The following is a 17,471-nucleotide window of genomic DNA, read 5'->3' as shown; positions in this document are numbered from 1 at the left end:
CAAGTGGTGAGGAAACCACATGGCAAAACCAGTGCTGATGGATTTTTACGCTGAATGGTGCGGTCCGTGCAAGATGCAGACGCCTGAACTTGAAAAGCTGAAGGAAATGATGGGTGATGCCGTCGAGATAAAAAAAATCGATGTCGATCAGAACATGGATCTTGCCCGCAAGTATGGAATACAGGTTGTTCCGACCCTCGTCATTGAAAAAGACGGGGAGGTCAAGGAGCGACTTGAAGGGGTAACGCCGGCAGAGACGCTGAAAAGGCTCCTTGAACCACTCCAATAATTTTCTTTTGGCCTTCTATGGCATCGTCATCAATACAAAGAGCCCGCAATGTTATCCTCGACCTGGAAAAGCGGTACGGGGATATTGCATGGTGGCCGGGGACTCCGGAAGAGGTAATGATTGGGGCCGTCCTGACCCAGCAGACGCGCTGGGAGAACGTGGAAAATGCCCTCGTCAATCTGAAGGAGAGGAATATATGTTCCCTTGAAGGGATTGCTGCATCGGCCGATGAGGATATTGAGGCGGCCATCAGATGTACCGGGTTTTTCAGGATCAAGACACGGCGCCTGAAGGCTCTGGCATCCCGGGTACAGGAGGGGGGCGGCCTCAGCGTCCTTGGGGAAATGAAGACCGGAAGGCTCCGTTCGTTTCTTCTGGATATCAATGGTGTCGGGCCCGAGACCGCAGACAGCATACTCTGTTACTGCTTTCTGAGAGCATCCTTTGTCATCGATGCCTACACCCATCGTATATGCGCATGTGCGGGTATCAGGGAGCGCGGAAACGAGCTGAAATCACTCTTCGAATCAGCACTCCCTCCCGACAATGATGCACACAGGTTATGTCATGCATGGTTTGTGGAATACGCCAAGGAGATGTGCGCACGAAGGAGGTGCGAGGAATGCAGGATCCGGAATTTGAACGAATAGGAAAGAGGCTTATCATGGAGGGCCTCCTGAGCGGGAATTTTGGGAACATGAGTGTCAGGTACGATGGAGGATTTTTCATTACGGCAAGCGGCTCTTTTCTCGATAACCCGGGTGAACTGGCTGAGGTTTCGTGGCTGAAGGGTCCGGGAGAAGGGGCCTCGAGCGAGTACCGTGTCCACCAGAAGATCTATGAGGCAACAGCAGCTACGGCAATTGTTCATGCTCATCCCCCGGTGACTGTTGCGGCCTCTTTCACAGGGGATGCAATCAATCCGATTGACAGTGAGGGAAAGATGTTTTTGCCGTCAATTCCTGTTGTTGACGGGGAACCCGGGACCGAAGTACTGGCAGAAAATGTCGGTGCCGCAGCCGTCCTCGCACCTGTCGTCATTGCACGCGGGCACGGAACCTTTGCTTGCGCAGAAACCCTTGAAAAGGCCTATCTTCTAACGGCCATCACCGAGCATGCGGCAAAGGTCCTCTATTACCGGCGTTCGTTTTGAGAGAGTTCGTTTTGCAGGTGCTGGATTTCGCTCCTTAGCTCCTGCTGATTGGCATAGATGATATCGCTCAGAATGCCGAACATGAAGATCTGGATGCCGCCCATGACGAGAAGCGCGGTCAGGATCGTCAGGGGAAGGTGCTCAATGCCCCTGAACCATTCCCATACCACATACAGGCCGGTGACAAGTCCGACACAGGAAATGAATCCCCCTATGAGGCCAAAATAAAAGAGCGGGTTGTTTCTCCGGGCGAGCCGGTAGAGGGCAGCGATGATCTTTCCGCCATCATGGAATGGCCGGAGTTTCGTGGGGGTTCCCGGGCGGCTGACATAGCTCACCGGAACAATCTTTACCTTCTGTTCATTGCGGAGAGATTCCACCGCCATCTCGGTCTCAATTACAAAACCGGGCTCGGTCAGCCTCATCTCCTTCATTCCTTTGAGGGTGAAGGCGCGATATCCGGACAGGATGTCCCCGAGATGCCTACCGTGCACTATCCTGAACATCTCGTTGATGATGCGGTTGCCAAAGAGGTTGAGACGTGACAGAGCCCCCTTGTCGGGTGCGACAAGGCGGTTGCCGATGACATGATCATACCCCTCAAAGAGGGGTGCTATCATCTTGTCGGCATCTTCGGGAAGGTAGGTGCCGTCCCCGTCAAGCATAAGAATATATGGGCGGGAAAAGAGGGGGACGCTCTCGATTATTGCCGCACCCTTTCCTTTTCCCTCCTGGATCGTGACCTCGGCGCCCGCTGCACGGGCTGTTTCGAGGGTATTGTCAGAACTGTTCCCGTCCATTACGAAAACATGGGAATACCCGATATCCATGAATTCCTTCACCAGGCTGCCGATAGTCGGCTCCTCGTTCAGGGTCGGGATGAAGATACAGACCTGATCACGATCAATAGCCATTATCCTATAGCTTCGATATTCACATTCATAAGCTCTTTTATATACAGGGAGTAAAAAGGGGAAAATCAGAAGAGTTAATGATTGAATCCCTGTTCTTTCAGCTCATCCGATTTTTTGATCGAGCATGCTTCACACCTGAATTCAGGTTCGGGATCATCAGTCCGGTCATAGTCCTTTGTGCGCACAAGCCGGTATCCGCGGGCGGTCTTTCCACAATCGACACAGGTAATGTTCTCCTTTACTTCCCATTGGGAATCGAGAGCATGTGAAGTAAAAATGAACTGGTCCACCCAGAAAAAGATCAGTCCTCCGATGAGGTTGGCAATGATGGCTGAAGCCAGCTGGCCCATCGAAACAAGAATAATACCAACTCCTGCGAGAATGGGAGTGGATAGTTGCCACCGCACCAGATAGAGACCGTACCGCTTAAAATTTATCTGCATGTCTGCCTCAGAATTGCATCCTGGAAAATAATGATAGTATGGATCGGTGCCATTTTCGGGAATCATCAGGCCGTTGCTGTGTCCCGTGAGACGAGCGAGTCATCTTCACTTGTCAGGATGTCAACCCTTACCGCATCGCCGGGGCGAATTGTCCCGTCGGAGAGATCAATCCGGAGCATTTCCCGGGGCTCCCATGTCGCATCCTGTCCCCCGGGACCCTTGAGAGTCTGCACCCCGTAATGATGTGTTGCTATGAAATCGGTGGTGCGAAGTGTTGTTATGACGCAGGGAACCCGTTTCCCGTCGATATATATTTCTGCACAGAGAGGGGCATTGGGAAATGCCGTATCCCCCACGTGGGTCAGATAGATTCTGCTCTCATAATCGGGCGGGTCACTGGTGATTTTTGTGATGGCAAAGACAACCGGTGGCTCTTCGGGCAGGGAAAATACGGGGAAATGAATGGGAATGAGCAGAACGAGAAGTGCGAGGATGACCGTAATGGCAACAAGTATGAGCGTCGCCTCAATATGCGATGCTGCCCGCTCCCGAAAGGAATTCACAGAAAATATGATTGGATGAAGAATGGATAAGGTTATTCTTCAAACTCTTTGAAGGAGAACATCCTGTTATTCTTCAAACTCTTCGATTGCCAGCTGATAAATCCAGTCGAGAAGGTACGGGCAGACCTGGACCTCGCATTCTTCCTCACAACAGATGCAGGGGAGAAGTTCGCCACCTGCAAGGAGGAGGGAGGGGTCGACCGCGGGACGTTTCGCCTTGATGACGTATGTTTTTATCCCGTCCTTTCGATACTCAATGCGTTCCACACGTTCGTCATCAACGAGTTTTTTTACGACCCGCGAACATTTGCGGCTGTCAATATCAAGGAGTTTCCAGAGTTCACTCTGGAGTACTCCTTCCGGGTACGACTGTATAACCTTGAGGGCTTCTTCTGCAAGTTCAGGCATATGACATTCAGAGTTCCGGTGCAATAGTCAGGATATTGCTGCCGCGGATAACAACGGTTCCAAGGGTGCGTCCACGCTGACCGTCAACATACTCCGTGGTCTGGTCCATCTGTACATTCAGGTGTTCGTCAACCGCAACCAGGCGTCCCTTGAGTGTACGCGCATCGTCCTTTATCTCAACAATAATCTGAGAATCAACCAGAGCGAAGACTTTTTTGATCGGGAGAACAATGCTGTTTACCATCTTCTGTTATGTGGTGTTAAAAGATAATTAAGGTTTTTTCTCTCGCACTTCCCGGGGCATGGAGCCTCAGAGGGATTTCATGCACGACTGCACAAGATCGATCATTCTCCTGCTGCCGACATATATTGGTGTTCTGTGGTCCGGCTTCTCCGGCTGTACTTCCAGAAGGTTACGCCTGCCATCCGTGATCGCCCCTCCCGCCTGGGCTGCAATAAAGCCAATGGGATTTGCTTCATAGACCAGCCTGAGCTTTCCCGTGGGTTTGCCGTTGAGAGCGGGGTAACAGTATATGCCGCCGTATTTGAGGATCTGGTGAAAATCTGCGACAAATGATCCAGAATATCGGATCTTCCCTCCCAGCTGTTCGCAAAGGGAGATGAAATCCATATGTTCCTGCGGCCATTCGTTTTTCAGTCCTCCGGTGCCGTAGAGCTTTCCTTCGGGCATGCGGATGTCCTTTTCCATGAGGACATATATTCCTTCCTTGTTCAGGGCAAACGTGCAGACCCCCTCGCCTACGGTAAGGGTCAGGACGGTCAGAGGGCCATAGAGCATATAGAGCGCGGCAGTAAGCTCCTCTCCCTTCTTCAGGGCATTGCCACCGGGATATATGCCGATGATGGTTCCTACGGCCAGATTGACCTGAATAAGCGATGAGCCGTCCAGTGGGTCCATCACAACGGAATAATCGCCCATTGCATCGGGAAAGAGAACAATATCTTCCTGCTCTTCGGATGCAATTGCCTTTACCATTCCTGATTCGCCAAGGACACCGATGAGGTGCTGGTCAGCCCAGGTATCCATCGCGGCCTGTTCTTCTCCATAAACATTCTCTGTACCGGCGTAGGACTGATTCTCGATGAACGCTTCACGAATAGGGATTGCCTGGTAGGCAATCAGTTCGATGAGGTCCCTGAGTGGTTCTTCACACGCCGTGCTGTCCAGATACTGCCGCAGGGTCGTCATGGTAATCCAGTAACCGCGACAGATTATCAAACTATCCTTTCATACGCTGCACGGGGAAAAAATCCAGAATTATCCGGGTTTTTCCGGCGTTCACTCAGGCTTTTCCGGAGATATTCCGTAGTGAAAACTCCGGAATGCCGTTCCTGAAGGTGTACCGGAGGCTGTCCGGTTCCATACCGTCGAGCGGGATGATATTCCGGAACATCATCTCCCGTCCGTCTGCGGCAATATGAAGCTCGGATCCATCGACGGCAAAGCGGATGTCTTCGTGATCAATGCCGGGGAGTTCGATGGTGATGTAGCGGTTCCCCGGTGTGTCGAATATCCCGGTCTCCGGTTCGGAGCACCGGTCGAGGGGCGCAGAGCCCTCTTCCGGCACCTTCCGGTGTCCCCGGGCGGGTAAAAGTGATGGAGAGGCCGGCAGGCGGGATGCCACCTTTCTGCATCACCTCTTCCAGGAATTTTCTGATTGCCTCGGTAAAATCCCTGTTATAGTCGTCGGGTGTGTCTGTTCTCATCCGGATTGTTCAGGTGAGCAACTCCTCCAGGTCTGCTGTTTTCTTCCGTATCTCTTCAAAGTTTTTCTGTGCGCCGAAGGTTGCTCCCCTAAGTTCTTTCTCGCCGGTCTGAACGGCTGCATCGTCTTCATGCCCGAATCCCGCACGGGTGAGGACGGAGGCTGCCTTTTCAAGAATACCTCGTTCTTCCTCGTTGAAAAGGAATGGCCACGCCCTGTGTTCGCTCCTCTCGACCGCCTCGCGGTCGAGAGAGGGCGTCACCTTCTTCAGGGCCTTATCAAAGTGTGCCCGGGTAACCCGGACGTTGGTGAGCGCCTCGTTCCACTCCTGTGGGTTCTTTCCAGTCATCATGGCGATGAATTCACGCATTGCACCAAGTTTTGCCTCGCGGACCAAAGCCTCGATATCTGCTCCGACATACCCATCGGTCTTTGCAACCAGATCTTCCACGTTGATATCCCCGGTGAGGATGCTTTCGGCATCGCTGAGGTAGACGCCGAAGATCTTCCGCCGTGCCTCGGCATCGGGGGGAGGTACGTAGATGACACGGTCAAAGCGTCCCGGCCTCATCATGGCCTCGTCAAGCATGTCCGGACGGTTGGTTGCGCCCAGGATGGTAACATTCGAGAGTTCCTCCAGTCCGTCGATCTCGGTCAGGATCTGGGAGACCACGCTCTCTGTCACGTGTGATGAGCCTTCATAGCTTCCTCTCTTCGGAAGGAGTGAGTCGATCTCGTCGAAGAAGATGATCGAGGGCGCTGCCTGACGTGCCTTCCTGAAGATGTCCCTGACACCTTTTTCTGATTCTCCCACCCATTTCGAGAGGAGTTCCGGGCCTTTCACCGAGATGAAGTTGCATTCGCTCTGGTTTGCGACAGCCTTTGCGAGGAGCGTCTTGCCGGTACCCGGGGGGCCGAAGAGAAGGATGCCGGACGGAGGTTTGGTGTGGAGACGGTCAAAGACCTCGGGATACTTCAGGGGCCATTCAACGGCCTCGGTAAGTTCCTCCTTGACATCTTCGAGTCCCCCGACGTCATCCCATGTGACATCCGGAACCTCGACGAGGACCTCACGCATTGCTGAAGGCTCTACGCTCGCAAGTGCCGCATCAAAGTTCGCCTTGGTCACTTTGAGGTCCTCGATGACATCAAGGGGGATCTCCTCATCAAGGTTCAGCCCCTGAATGCTCTCCCTGAGTGCATGCATTGCCGCCTCCTTTACCAGGAGTGCGATATCCGCCCCCACAAATCCGTGGGTGCTTGCAGCGTATGGTTCAAGGAACTTCTTCCGTTTCAGTTCCTTTTCTTCACCTCCTTCACCCTGTTCGCGGCCGGCGCGATCTTCATCGGTGAGCGGGATCTTCTCGAAGTCAAGAGGAACCCCACGGGTGTGGACCTGGAAGATCTCCAGCCTGCCTTTCTTATCAGGAATGCCGATCTCGATCTCGCGGTCAAACCTCCCTCCCCTGCGCAGCGCCGGGTCAATGCTGTCAGGAATGTTCGTGGCCGCGATGACGATGACCTCTCCGCGCCCCTTCAGGCCATCCATGAGGGAAAGGAGCTGGGCGACGATCCGCTGTTCCACTTCCCCTTTCGTCTCCGAGCGTTTTGGTGCGATGGAGTCGATTTCATCGATGAAAATGATGGTTGGTGCATTCTCCTGCGCCTCCTCGAAGACCTCCCTGAGCTTTCCTTCGGACTCTCCGTAGTATTTGCTCATGATCTCGGGCCCGGAGAGGGTGATGAAGTGGGCATCGACCTCGTTTGCCACCGCCTTTGCGATGAGGGTCTTCCCCGTCCCCGGAGGCCCATAGAGGAGTACGCCCTTTGGTGGCTCTATCCCCAGCCGATCGAATATCTCCGGGTGCCTGAGGGGGAGTTCGATCATCTCTCTTACCTGATCGAGTTCGCGGCCCAGACCTCCAATATCCTCGTAATGTACATCCGGAAGTTCCTTGCCCTTTTTCTTGGCTTCTTCCGGTTTGTACACCTCTTCCCTGAGTTCTATCTCTGTATTGCGGGTGACGACTGCGACACCTTTTGGGGAGAGTTTGGTGATGACAAAAGTCAGTGTCGTTCCCAGGAGTGCCACCCGGAACTGCTGTCCCTCCACCACCGGGCGCCCTTCTACAAGGCGGGCAAAACTCTGTTCGAACCCGCTCAGCCGTACGGGGTGGGTCGGCTGGATGATCAGTTTGGTTGCTTCCCTGACCTCAGCACGTGAGACCGTGACCTTCTCATCGATTCCTACGCGTGCATTGCTCCTGATGTTTCCGTCAATCCGAAGAATTCCGCGTCCCCGGTCTTCCCCGAATCCCGGCCACACTATCGCCGCCGCTTTCTCCCGGCCGTCAATCTCAATAACATCACCGCTTCTCAGGCCGAGGGCGGCCATGATGTCCGTTGAAAGACGGGCAATTCCCCTCCCGGCATCCTCATGTGCGGCTTCTTTTACAGTAACTTCAAGTGATGTGGGTGATGACATTTACAATAACCTCCAAGTGTTATATTCACCTATAGTAAATGTCTAACTGTATTTATGTCTTACTCTGGATGGGGATTATCAATGAATTCAATTCCTGCAGGGATGACGGCGGGTAAAAGATGAGGTTTGAAATGTGATATGGGCGTTTTTTGCGCTGAATATCTCATATTTCACGTATTTTGATGATTTCCTGTTCTGTTACAATGTAGTCGAGGCGGTGATCGAAGCGTTCGGCCGGTATGTGGGGACATTCCTGTACTGAAAATGCTACGCCGACGGAGGGGATATGTGGATGGGCGGAGAAGAACCGGTCATAATATCCTGCTCCATACCCGATCCTGTTTCCCTCCCTGTCGAACCCGATGAGCGGAACAATGATGATGTCAAGTGAGGCCGCCTCGGCGGGTTCCTCGCATTCGACAGGCTCGGGAACACCAAATGTGGATGGCGATAGAGCGTCCGGTGAACGGACATATGAAAGGCGAAGGGTCCGATCTTCTCTCTGAATGATGGGGAGAACAAGATGTTTTCCCTGCCTGATAAGGGAGCAGAGGAGGGGCATTGTTTCGACTTCGGGCTCTTTTGAGGCATAGGCCATGACCGTAGCATGGGGGCCGACCAGGGCGAGCACGCGTTTGGTGATTGCTTCGCTCATACGGGTTCGTTCGATCTCCGGGAGAGCATCCCTGCGGGCCCTGCAGGCAGAGCGCAGTTGTTCCTTTTCATCGTGTTTTGTCATCATCGGCCGTATCCTCGGTGGCAGTGTGGCAAAAAGAATCTCTGTGTGGCAGAAAACGGGGTGTGCTTCATCGGTTTTCCCGTATGTCCCGGTCTCTTCAGATAGTCCGGCCTGAAGGAGGGAGGGATGTCGGGGGACATCAGGAAAGATCCTCCAGGAGCCTCTTCATTGTATTGATATGATACTGTCCGGGTGCCGTGGGTGTGCCAAAATGGCAGTAGATAAGATCGGATCCGAAGAGCGCCACCATCGCCCTCGCATACCTGTATCCTTCACCCATTGCTCCGGTACATATCGGCTTTGGTGCATCCAGCGTGAACGCGAGAAGAGAGAGAACATCTTCATGCGAGCTCGGGGTGACAATTATCTTGGGTACATCCCCGAACTCCCTGAGGTCATGTTCAAGGGATGAGAGCTCCTGTGGGTCAGGAGTGCCCGTGAGATGGGCCGAAGCAATGATTTTTACGGGTCCGGTCACTCTCAGGTCGTCGGCGAACTGCCGGAAGCACCGTTCGACATCGATATATGCTGCCGTATCCGTCCATACCGATATTGCCGCCATCCATTCTTCGCCGCCTCCCTCGAAACGCCCCCCCTCATCCTTGCTTCGCAGAGTGACAATCAGCTCGGGGAGGGGATAGTCCACCGCAGCAATGTCTTCGGGAGTGATCCCGAATAGATCGATCCGCAGTTCAATCAGATCCGCACCGCTGAAGGCTGCATCCCGAAGATTCTCCATAGAGGTAAGTGCAACAACCGTTTTCACGTCAGCTTCCTTCTCATAGGGTTTTTCCTTCTCCTCCAATAAATGATGGTGACGGTGAAACCGGGATTCAGGTTCAATTGAAACTTTCAAGTTATTCCGCCTCCAAGTTATCAGAGTAGATCGGTGGTTTTTTGGAAGTGAATTTTGGCGGATTTGTTCCGGTAAGCACGGTAGACTGGCGTGGAAGATCGGTCTGTACAGTATTTCTGAGAGGGTGCCCTGTGCGGTGTCACTATTGCCATAACCTGCCCCTGCAATCCGGTCAGGATTTCCGTGATACGGAGGAAGTGCTCGATATGATTCGTTCGTCCCGGATGGTCATCTCAGGGGTCATCTTTTCAGGCGGAGAACCGACCATGCAGAAGAATGCCCTCATTGCCCTTGCCGATGGGTGCCGTACAATGGGTCTCAAAGTCGGTGTCCAGACCAACGGGGTATTTCCCGTGACCCTTCGTGCATTGATTGAACGTGGTCTCCTCGATCTTGTGCATCTTGATATCAAGACGAGATGGGAGCACTATCCGCACCTGTTTCGTGTAGGGGCGGAAGTGACTGCGCATGTGCGTGAGTCCCTGACCCTCTGCATGGAGGCAAACGATGACGGCAGGCTGGAGGAATTCCAGGTTGTTGTTACCCTGTTTCCGGGCAGGGAAGACGATGTGTATCATATTGCAAAGGAGATAGGAGATCACGATCTCGTGCTCAACCAGGGGGTTGAAGGGAACATTCCGCCACTGAAATTCGAAGAACTGAAGAAGATTGCCGATAAACTGCGCAGGCCTGTGAAGATTCGGACGCGTGAGGACGGTGAGGTCGGCTATGTCGACAACCGGATTATTATCGCCGATTCGATAGTACTGACTGATATTCTCCAGGCACGGAGAAATTATTAGGATATATGCACCCGGGTGCAGGGGAATGTAAGATATGAAAGTAATTGGTGTGGTTGGATTGCCTGCTACCGGCAAGGGCGAATTTTCCAGAGTTGCCGGGGATCTCGGGATACCTGTGGTGGTGATGGGGGATGTTGTCCGCAGGGAGGTCCGGCGACGCGGTCTTCCGCTGACCGATGAGACGATGGGGAGGATATCCGGAGAACTTCGGCAGGAATACGGAAGAGATGCTCTTGCAACACTGAGTATCCCGTTCATCGAGGAAACAGCGGCAGGGGTTGTGCTTGTGGATGGTATCCGGAGTGATGCGGAGGTCGTCCGGTTCCGGGAGCATTTTGGTGAATTTCATCTCGTCGCCGTCGAGTCCCCCTTTGACCTGAGAATAGAGCGCATCCGGTGCCGGGGGCGGGAGGATGACATCATCAGTGTTGATGAGCTGACGAACCGCGACGAGCGAGAACTCGGCTGGGGTCTCGGTGAGGCGATACTCATGGCGGATTACTCCGTCACCAATGACGGCGGGATGCATGAATATGAAATACGGGTCCGGTCCGTTCTCCGGGAAATTGTGGGAGATATATGACACTCCGAGTGTATTTTGCCTCCTCTTCGAAGGTATGGTCATCCATCGAATGGGTCTATGGCATTGAGGAATGCGGGTATGACGGCTGGGAAATCTCAGCCGACGGGAACTACCGCATTGATGAGCCTCTCGCATTCCGGCGGATCTGCGAGGTTATTGAGACGACGTCCCTGGAGGTTTCCGTGCATGCACCCTTCACCGATCTCAATATCGGATCCCTGAACTATCCCATCTATCAGGAATCCGTCCGGCAGTTGTGTGCATGCGTTGAAAAGGCCGGTGAGATTACCGACCGTGTCACCATTCATCCGGGGTATATCTCCCCCCACGGCCGGCTTGTCCCGGAGAACGTATGGGAACTCCACAAGGATGCACTCCGGGAAATCGGCCGATGCGGAATCGAAAACGGTGTGCTCGTCTGCCTTGAAAACATGCCCGATATCCCGGATTTCCTGTGCAGAATGCCCGAGGAGCTGTTTGGCATGATCGACGGAGTGGAAGGGGTCGGGGCAACCATTGATATCGGACATGCAAATACCGTTGGAAAGGTGGATGCATTTCTTGCCCATCTTAAAGATGCCGGGCATATGCATATTCATGACAACCACGGGTTCTCGGATGAACACCTGGCACTCGGCGCCGGGACGATTGACTGGGAAATGGTCGGAGACCGTGTCAGGAAGGAGTATGACGGCAGATGTGTGGTAGAAGGGCGAAATCTTACCGAAGCGGCAGAGAGCCTTGAGATGTTTCAGAGGTGGTTCAGATAGCCGGAGAAACGTTCCATGTCTATTTTCTCGGCACCGCAGGAGCACTTCCCACGACCAACAGGAATCCCTCCTGCATCATGGTTCGGCGCGGGTCGGACACGCTGCTCTTTGACTGTGGCGAGGGTGCACAGCAGCAGATGATGCGGGCCCGGACCGGATTCACCGTTGATGCCATCTTTATCACACACTGGCATGCCGATCATTACCTTGGCGTACCCGGTCTTCTCCAGACGATGTCGTTCATGGGGCGTACGGAACCGTTGAAGATATACGGGCCTCGTTGGGTGCATGAGTTCGTGGATTTTGTCGAGGGGATCTCTCGAACCCCCCTCGGCTTTGCCGTCCAGCCACGCGAGCTGTCCGACGGCATGACCGTCTCATTCGACGGATATCAGATCCGTGCATTTGCAACCCGCCATAATACGCTAGGTCTGGGGTATATCCTGACAGAGGATGAGCGGCCAGGGAGATTCGACAGGGAGAAGGCCATCAGTCTCGGTGTCCCCCCGGGTCCGCTGTTCGGGAACCTCCAGCGCGGGGAACCGGTCACCATCGAATCGGAAGGCATCACGAAGGAAGTGACGCCTGACCAGATTCTCGGTCCCCCGCGCCCCGGAAGAAAACTGGTCTATACGGGGGATACCCGTCCGCATGTCGGGGGGTGGGCAGAATATGCAAAGGGTGCGGATCTCCTCATTCATGACGCTACTTATGATGAATCCGGAGCAGAGCGTGCAAGGGACGTCTATCATTCAACCGCCGGCGAAGCGGCGACCGTCGCGCGTCAGATAGAAGCTCACCTTCTTGCGCTCGTTCACATCAGCTCACGGTACACCGGGACGAAAACCCATATAGAGGATGCAAAAGAACACTATGATGGGAAAGTGATCGCTCCGGATGATCTGGAGATGATTGAGATAACCTACAGGAGTTGAAAATATGCCCGGGGAAGGTGAGGAATGTGCAGGTCCGGATAGGGAGCGTTTCCCGGGCATTTCTCACAGGATTTGTCGCTCTGTTTCTCAGCGCATTCGCAGCGAGCGCTGCGGGCATTTATCTCGGCTCCGTTTCTGATTTGATTGTTTTACTCCCGGGGATTATGATTATGGTCCCCCCTTCCATCAATATGCGGGGAAGTATCTCGGGAGTTCTTGCTTCCCGCCTCTCCTCTACCATGCACCTGGGAGAATTCGATATGGATTTCTCCGGTGACGGGGTGCTGGGGGCAAATCTCCGCGCGTCCTTCATGGTCACCGTCATCATCGCGTTCATACTGGGCCTGATCGCATGGGCGGTCTCTCTCTTCTTTGGCATTGAGGGTCTTTCGGTCATTGATTTTGTCATAATATCCGTGATATCGGGTATCCTTTCGGGACTCATCGTAATGGGGATCACCCTTGTGGTGGCCTATATCAGTTACCGGTATGGGCTGGATCTCGATATGATTGCTTCACCGACGGTGACGACCAGCGGCGATATTGTTACGCTCCCCATGCTCGTTCTGACGACGCTTGTGGTGCTCCAGATGGGGCCTGCCGTCCGGAGCGGCCTCTTTTTGGGCATCATTATTCTCACCGCTCTCTCATTTGTGTATGTTGCAGTGGGAAATTCAAAGGTCCGGGAGATCGGAAGAGAAATAATTCCCCTTCTCGCATTCCTGTCCTTCATCGGCACCCTGGCGGGCCTCACGTATACGCTTGACCTGGATCAGCTCGTGGAATATGGGGTGTTCCTGATCATCATCACCCCATTTGCCGGTATGTGCGGTTCCATAGGGGGAATCGTTTGCTCCCGTCTTGCAACGGGCATGCATACCGGTGCGATCGAACCGACCCTTGTCCCTGAACGCGAGGTATTTCGTCATTTTGGCATGTCATATGCCTATATGATCATCATCATGCCGCTGATTACACTGATTGCCTATATTTCGGCACATTTTCTCGGCCTTGGTTCCCCGGAAATCGGTTCGCTCCTTGTTGCAGTGGTCGCGGCTGCGCTCGTAGTCATGACCCTTGTCAGTTGTATTGCCTACGCAACAGCAGGCCTTTCATTCAGGTACGGTCTTGATCCCGACAATTTCGGAATTCCGGTCATTACTGCAACCATCGATCTCATTGGGGCGGCGGTTCTGGTCAGTGTTATCCATATGCTGGTATAAGCAGAAACCTAAAGATACATACCGCCAATTCAATAATATCAGGATTAATCATCTATGACTGAACTAGAGTATCAGCCGGTCAGTTTTAAAGATGTCCTCATTGAGATGAAGGATATCTCGGAACTCATGGTTGACCTTTCCTATTCTGCCATATTGTTTGAGAGCAGGGAAATTGCACAGGAAGTAATTAACCTGGAAGAGAGTATGAACAAGCTCGTCTACCAGGCCAGAATTCAGAGTATCCTCGGAGCGCGGCGGGTGGAAGAAGCTGAGGCCATGAGCGGCCTTCTGCAGGTCTCCGAAGCAGCCGAAAAGATTGCAAATTCTGCGTCCGAGATTGCCACCATCATCCTGAAGAATATCAGGTTTCCTGCCAAACTACGGCAGGCCCTCCCCGAAGCCGAGGAAGTAACGGTTCGGGTCGTGGTGGCGGAGAATTCCCTCCTCGACGGAAGGACTCTTGGAGAACAGAAACTCCAGAGCACTGTCGGTATGCGGGTCATTGCGCTGCGACGCGGGGTGTCATGGATCTACAATCCTGACCGTGACACCCGTATCCTTGACGGGGATATTCTCATCGCAAAAGGTCTCGAAACGGGAGTACTCCCCCTTCATGAACTCTGCGGAGCAGAGCTTCCTGCTGCCGAGGAGCAGCCGGAAGGAGGAGTCGTCACCGACCTTGACCGTGCGGTAAAACTGATCGTGAAGATGAAGGATATATCCGAGTTCGCGGTCGGGCTTGCCTACACTTCCCTTCTCTTCAACAACAAGGAAGTCGCCGATGAGGTGGTCTCCCTGGGTGCAAAGATGGACGATATGCGGTACCAGCTCGATCTGTGGATCCTCGAAGCATCACGGAGGATCACCAATGTGGAATACCTTCGCGGGCTTCTCTACATGTCATCATTTGCAGACAATATCACGAATGCAGCAGGTCTTATTGTCGACGTCATTCTGCGTGACATCGAGATTCCGCCGGTATTCAAGAAGATCGTACGCGAATCTGATGAAATCATCACGAAAATTCAGGTGCACGAGAAGTCATCCCTTGCAGGGAAAAGCCTCAAGGAAGCCTCTCTCGGCACAGTAACCGGGATGGTGGTACTCGCAATCAAGCACAAATCGAAATGGAGATACCGGCCCAGAAAGGATGAACGACTGGAGGCCGGGGATATTATCATCGCCAAAGGAAGGCGCGACGGCGAATGCCGTCTGTACGAACTATCACGGTAATCGATCTGCCGGATGAACACAAACGAGCGTGAAGACATGACCGATAATGGTGAAATGACTGTGTACCGACTTGGTGCACCATGCGGACTCAGTGATATTGAGGAGGGGAATATTTATGAGGCGAAAGTCCAGGGATTTGCGAATTTCGGGACCTTTGTGTATCTGAATTCCCGTATCAAAGGACTGGTCCATAAATCGAATATTAAAACACGGCATACGGAAGGTGAGATGATCTTCGTCAAGGTCCTCTCCATTCGCAGCAATGGGAACATTGACCTTCAGGAAGTGGTGCCGACGAGGTATATCCTTGAAACGGTCACAAAAAAACCGTCCAATATCCGCCTTTCCGAACTCAGGGAGAGGGTGGGCCGGCAGGTGACCGTCGACGTGGAGGTTGCCCAGATTAAACAGACCTCGGGGCCGACAATCTTTACCGTTGTCGATGAGACTGGCACGGAGGATGCAGCCGCTTTCATCGAGGCCGGTGTACGGGCATACCCCGAGGTTCAGCTCGGCGATATGGTCTCTGTCTCCGGTGAAGTGATGATGAGAAACAACCGTCTTCAAATCGAGGTGGGCAACATCACCGTTCTGACCGGAGACGAGCGTGAGGCGGTGGAGAGGAGAATCGAACGGGCAATCGACGAACGGGCAATGCCCGAAGATCGCCCCTTTATGGTGGAAAGCGAGGTGCTGGAGCTCCTGAAGCCTGAGATGCAGAAGGTGGCCAAGATCATCCGAAAGGCAATCTTCACGGCACAGCCGATCATCCTCAGGCATCATGCCGACGCGGATGGTATTACAGCGGCGGTGGCCGTCGAGCGTGCTGTGACAATGCTGATTCGTGCATCCGGCGGAGACCCCGATACCGAAAGTCATCTCTTCAAGCGGGCCCCATCGAAGGCACCCTTTTACGAAATTGAGGATGTCACCCGAGATCTTGATTTTGCCCTGAAGGACTTCGTCCGTTATGGGCAGAAGCTCCCGCTGATTCTGATGATGGACAACGGGTCGACGGAAGAGGACGAGCCTTCGTATCGTATGGCCAGGATTTATGATATCCCCATCGTCGTTGTTGACCATCACCACCCGGACGAGAGTACGGACGCCTTCCTTGAGGCCCATGTCAACCCATACCATGTCGGCGGCGACTTCGGGGTGACGGCGGGAATGCTTGGGGCTGAACTTGCAAGGATGATCTATCCCGAGGTCGAGGATGCCATCCGGCATTTCCCCGCCGTTGCGGCCGTGGGCGACCGAAGCGAAGCCCCTGAACGTGCCCGGTACCTTGACCTTGTTGCTGATACGTACTCGGAGGAGGAATGCAAGGAGATTGCGCTTGCTCTTGATTATGAACAGTTCTGGCTGCGATTCAATGACGGCAGGGAAATTGTAAAGGATATCCTTGGCATTGGGCCTGATCACGAGCGTCACCGCAAACTTGTCAAATTGCTGGTTTCAGAGGCGAATGCCGCAATCGAGGACCAGCTGAGCGCTTCGATGCCCCATGTGACCGAGCAGGATCTCCCGAACGGCTCCAAGCTCTTCACCATTGATGTTGAGATATATGCCCACAGGTTCACCTTCCCGCCCCCCGGGAAGACCTCCGGAGAGGTACACGACATCCTCTGCAGGCGGCATGAAGGGTCTCCTGTCGTCACGCTTGGACTTGGTCCTGACTTTGTGGTCATCCGGTCACGTGGCGTAATGATGAACATCCCCCGGATGGTCCGCGAACTCAGGGAAGAGATTGTCGGCGGCGGAGTGAATGGTGGTGGCCACCTCGTCGTCGGAAGCATAAAATTTGTTGAAGGAATGCGGGAAACCGTAATAGGCGAGCTTATCACCAAGATCGGAGAATTTCCGGCAGAATAAATATAATCCTTTGGATTTTTTTTAATTCCTTTTCGTTTTGTGATATCATCACGATGGATATCCGGTACAGAATATGGGGGAAAAATCACTGTTGGATCTTCAATAGACCAGCATTTGACCTCTAATTGAGAAAAAAAACCAGCATTGTCTGGAAACATTTATATTATAGTAATTTCTAAATGGAAGATTGCTTCCGGAGTGTAGAAAATGTCCAATTCGTCCGTCGATAGTAATGATTACACCCCTACCCAGGGTAAAATCCTGTATTACCTGAAACAGGGTATTCAAATGGGTAAGCATTATTTCAAGTCAAAGTACATTGCAAAGGATCTCGGCTTGTCGCCCAAGGAGGTCGGTACGAACCTCGCAATCCTGTCCGAGATCTGTGAGGAACTCGATATCAGCCGGTGGAGTTATTCGAACAGCACCACATGGAGAGTGCTTCCCAGAGGCGTCCTCTGACCTCATCCCT

At 53.3% G+C, this 17,471-nt stretch carries 21 protein-coding genes; 11 read left to right on the top strand and 10 right to left on the bottom strand.

Annotated features, from left to right (window positions below):
• Nucleotides 1-19: 19 nt before the first annotated feature.
• Genes trxA through AZH53_RS05225 form a run of 3 tightly spaced genes read left to right on the top strand, consistent with a single transcriptional unit; the run spans nucleotide 20 to nucleotide 1,442 of the window.
• The gene (gene trxA, locus AZH53_RS05235; protein ID WP_319642475.1) at nucleotides 20-289 is read left to right on the top strand and encodes a thioredoxin; all 270 of its coding nucleotides are present in this window, start codon (nucleotides 20-22) and stop codon (nucleotides 287-289) included.
• 17 nt (nucleotides 290-306) lie between these two features.
• The gene (locus AZH53_RS05230) at nucleotides 307-939 is read left to right on the top strand and encodes an endonuclease III domain-containing protein (RefSeq protein ID WP_319642474.1); all 633 of its coding nucleotides are present in this window, start codon (nucleotides 307-309) and stop codon (nucleotides 937-939) included.
• A complete protein-coding gene (locus tag AZH53_RS05225; protein ID WP_319642473.1) occupies nucleotides 912-1,442 on the top strand; it encodes a class II aldolase/adducin family protein in 531 nt (176 codons plus the stop codon). Before AZH53_RS05230 ends, AZH53_RS05225 begins: the two co-directional genes overlap by 28 nt.
• Here the strand turns inward: AZH53_RS05225 and aglJ are convergent.
• The 10 genes from aglJ to AZH53_RS05175 all read right to left on the bottom strand — a co-directional run bounded on the left by aglJ (nucleotide 1,424) and on the right by AZH53_RS05175 (nucleotide 9,526).
• Nucleotides 1,424-2,356: an S-layer glycoprotein N-glycosyltransferase AglJ gene (aglJ, locus tag AZH53_RS05220; protein ID WP_319642472.1), complete on the bottom strand. Its 933-nt coding sequence runs from the start codon at nucleotides 2,354-2,356 to the stop codon at nucleotides 1,424-1,426. The two genes, AZH53_RS05225 and aglJ, sit on opposite strands and share 19 nt — an antisense overlap.
• 74 nt (nucleotides 2,357-2,430) lie before the next feature.
• Complete coding sequence (locus AZH53_RS05215; protein ID WP_319642471.1) at nucleotides 2,431-2,799, bottom strand: hypothetical protein; 369 nt, start codon at nucleotides 2,797-2,799, stop codon at nucleotides 2,431-2,433.
• Between the two features lie 65 nt (nucleotides 2,800-2,864).
• Entirely contained in the window at nucleotides 2,865-3,362 is a 498-nt protein-coding gene (locus tag AZH53_RS05210; protein ID WP_319642470.1) for an archaellin/type IV pilin N-terminal domain-containing protein, read from the bottom strand.
• Between the two features lie 66 nt (nucleotides 3,363-3,428).
• Entirely contained in the window at nucleotides 3,429-3,770 is a 342-nt protein-coding gene (locus AZH53_RS05205) for a helix-turn-helix transcriptional regulator (protein WP_319642469.1), read from the bottom strand.
• A 7-nt stretch (nucleotides 3,771-3,777) separates the two neighbouring features.
• The gene (locus AZH53_RS05200) at nucleotides 3,778-4,014 is read right to left on the bottom strand and encodes an LSM domain-containing protein (protein WP_319642468.1); all 237 of its coding nucleotides are present in this window, start codon (nucleotides 4,012-4,014) and stop codon (nucleotides 3,778-3,780) included.
• Nucleotides 4,015-4,080: 66 nt separating this feature from the next.
• Nucleotides 4,081-4,980, bottom strand: coding sequence for a class 1 fructose-bisphosphatase (locus AZH53_RS05195; RefSeq protein WP_319642467.1), 900 nt, complete (start codon nucleotides 4,978-4,980; stop codon nucleotides 4,081-4,083).
• A 94-nt stretch (nucleotides 4,981-5,074) separates the two neighbouring features.
• Nucleotides 5,075-5,416 carry an Hsp20/alpha crystallin family protein gene (locus tag AZH53_RS05190; protein ID WP_319642466.1) on the bottom strand — a complete coding sequence of 114 codons (342 nt, stop codon included), beginning with the start codon at nucleotides 5,414-5,416 and terminating at the stop codon, nucleotides 5,075-5,077.
• 91 nt (nucleotides 5,417-5,507) lie between these two features.
• Complete coding sequence (locus AZH53_RS05185) at nucleotides 5,508-7,982, bottom strand: CDC48 family AAA ATPase (protein WP_319642465.1); 2,475 nt, start codon at nucleotides 7,980-7,982, stop codon at nucleotides 5,508-5,510.
• A 163-nt stretch (nucleotides 7,983-8,145) separates the two neighbouring features.
• On the bottom strand, nucleotides 8,146-8,724 hold the full coding sequence (locus tag AZH53_RS05180; protein ID WP_319642464.1) for a 5-formyltetrahydrofolate cyclo-ligase: 579 nt from the start codon (nucleotides 8,722-8,724) through the stop codon (nucleotides 8,146-8,148).
• A gap of 136 nt (nucleotides 8,725-8,860) precedes the next feature.
• On the bottom strand, nucleotides 8,861-9,526 hold the full coding sequence (locus AZH53_RS05175) for a type I 3-dehydroquinate dehydratase (RefSeq protein WP_319642463.1): 666 nt from the start codon (nucleotides 9,524-9,526) through the stop codon (nucleotides 8,861-8,863).
• Between the two features lie 98 nt (nucleotides 9,527-9,624).
• On the opposite strand from AZH53_RS05175, the gene AZH53_RS05170 reads away from it, so the two are divergent.
• From AZH53_RS05170 to AZH53_RS05135, 8 genes are all read left to right on the top strand, one after another.
• Nucleotides 9,625-10,380, top strand: coding sequence for an anaerobic ribonucleoside-triphosphate reductase activating protein (locus AZH53_RS05170; protein ID WP_319643649.1), 756 nt, complete (start codon nucleotides 9,625-9,627; stop codon nucleotides 10,378-10,380).
• Between the two features lie 34 nt (nucleotides 10,381-10,414).
• Nucleotides 10,415-10,963, top strand: coding sequence for an AAA family ATPase (locus AZH53_RS05165; protein ID WP_319642462.1), 549 nt, complete (start codon nucleotides 10,415-10,417; stop codon nucleotides 10,961-10,963).
• On the top strand, nucleotides 10,960-11,733 hold the full coding sequence (locus tag AZH53_RS05160; RefSeq protein WP_319642461.1) for a sugar phosphate isomerase/epimerase family protein: 774 nt from the start codon (nucleotides 10,960-10,962) through the stop codon (nucleotides 11,731-11,733). Before AZH53_RS05165 ends, AZH53_RS05160 begins: the two co-directional genes overlap by 4 nt.
• Complete coding sequence (gene rnz / locus AZH53_RS05155; RefSeq protein WP_319643648.1) at nucleotides 11,730-12,668, top strand: ribonuclease Z; 939 nt, start codon at nucleotides 11,730-11,732, stop codon at nucleotides 12,666-12,668. Before AZH53_RS05160 ends, rnz begins: the two co-directional genes overlap by 4 nt.
• 26 nt (nucleotides 12,669-12,694) lie before the next feature.
• Nucleotides 12,695-13,891, top strand: coding sequence for a magnesium transporter (locus AZH53_RS05150; protein WP_319642460.1), 1,197 nt, complete (start codon nucleotides 12,695-12,697; stop codon nucleotides 13,889-13,891).
• A 54-nt stretch (nucleotides 13,892-13,945) separates the two neighbouring features.
• Complete coding sequence (locus AZH53_RS05145; RefSeq protein ID WP_319642459.1) at nucleotides 13,946-15,124, top strand: potassium channel family protein; 1,179 nt, start codon at nucleotides 13,946-13,948, stop codon at nucleotides 15,122-15,124.
• 36 nt (nucleotides 15,125-15,160) lie between these two features.
• On the top strand, nucleotides 15,161-16,999 hold the full coding sequence (locus AZH53_RS05140) for a DHH family phosphoesterase (protein WP_319643647.1): 1,839 nt from the start codon (nucleotides 15,161-15,163) through the stop codon (nucleotides 16,997-16,999).
• Between the two features lie 207 nt (nucleotides 17,000-17,206).
• Nucleotides 17,207-17,461, top strand: a complete 255-nt coding sequence (locus AZH53_RS05135; RefSeq protein ID WP_319642458.1) for a DUF7123 family protein — start codon at nucleotides 17,207-17,209, stop codon at nucleotides 17,459-17,461.
• The last annotated feature ends 10 nt before the right edge of the window (nucleotides 17,462-17,471 follow it).

Source organism: Methanovulcanius yangii (assembly GCF_018687785.1).
GTDB classification, from domain to species: domain Archaea; phylum Halobacteriota; class Methanomicrobia; order Methanomicrobiales; family Methanomicrobiaceae; genus Methanovulcanius; species Methanovulcanius yangii.
The sequence above is the reverse complement of the archived record's forward strand: the minus strand, read 5'-3'. Positions and strand labels throughout refer to the sequence as shown.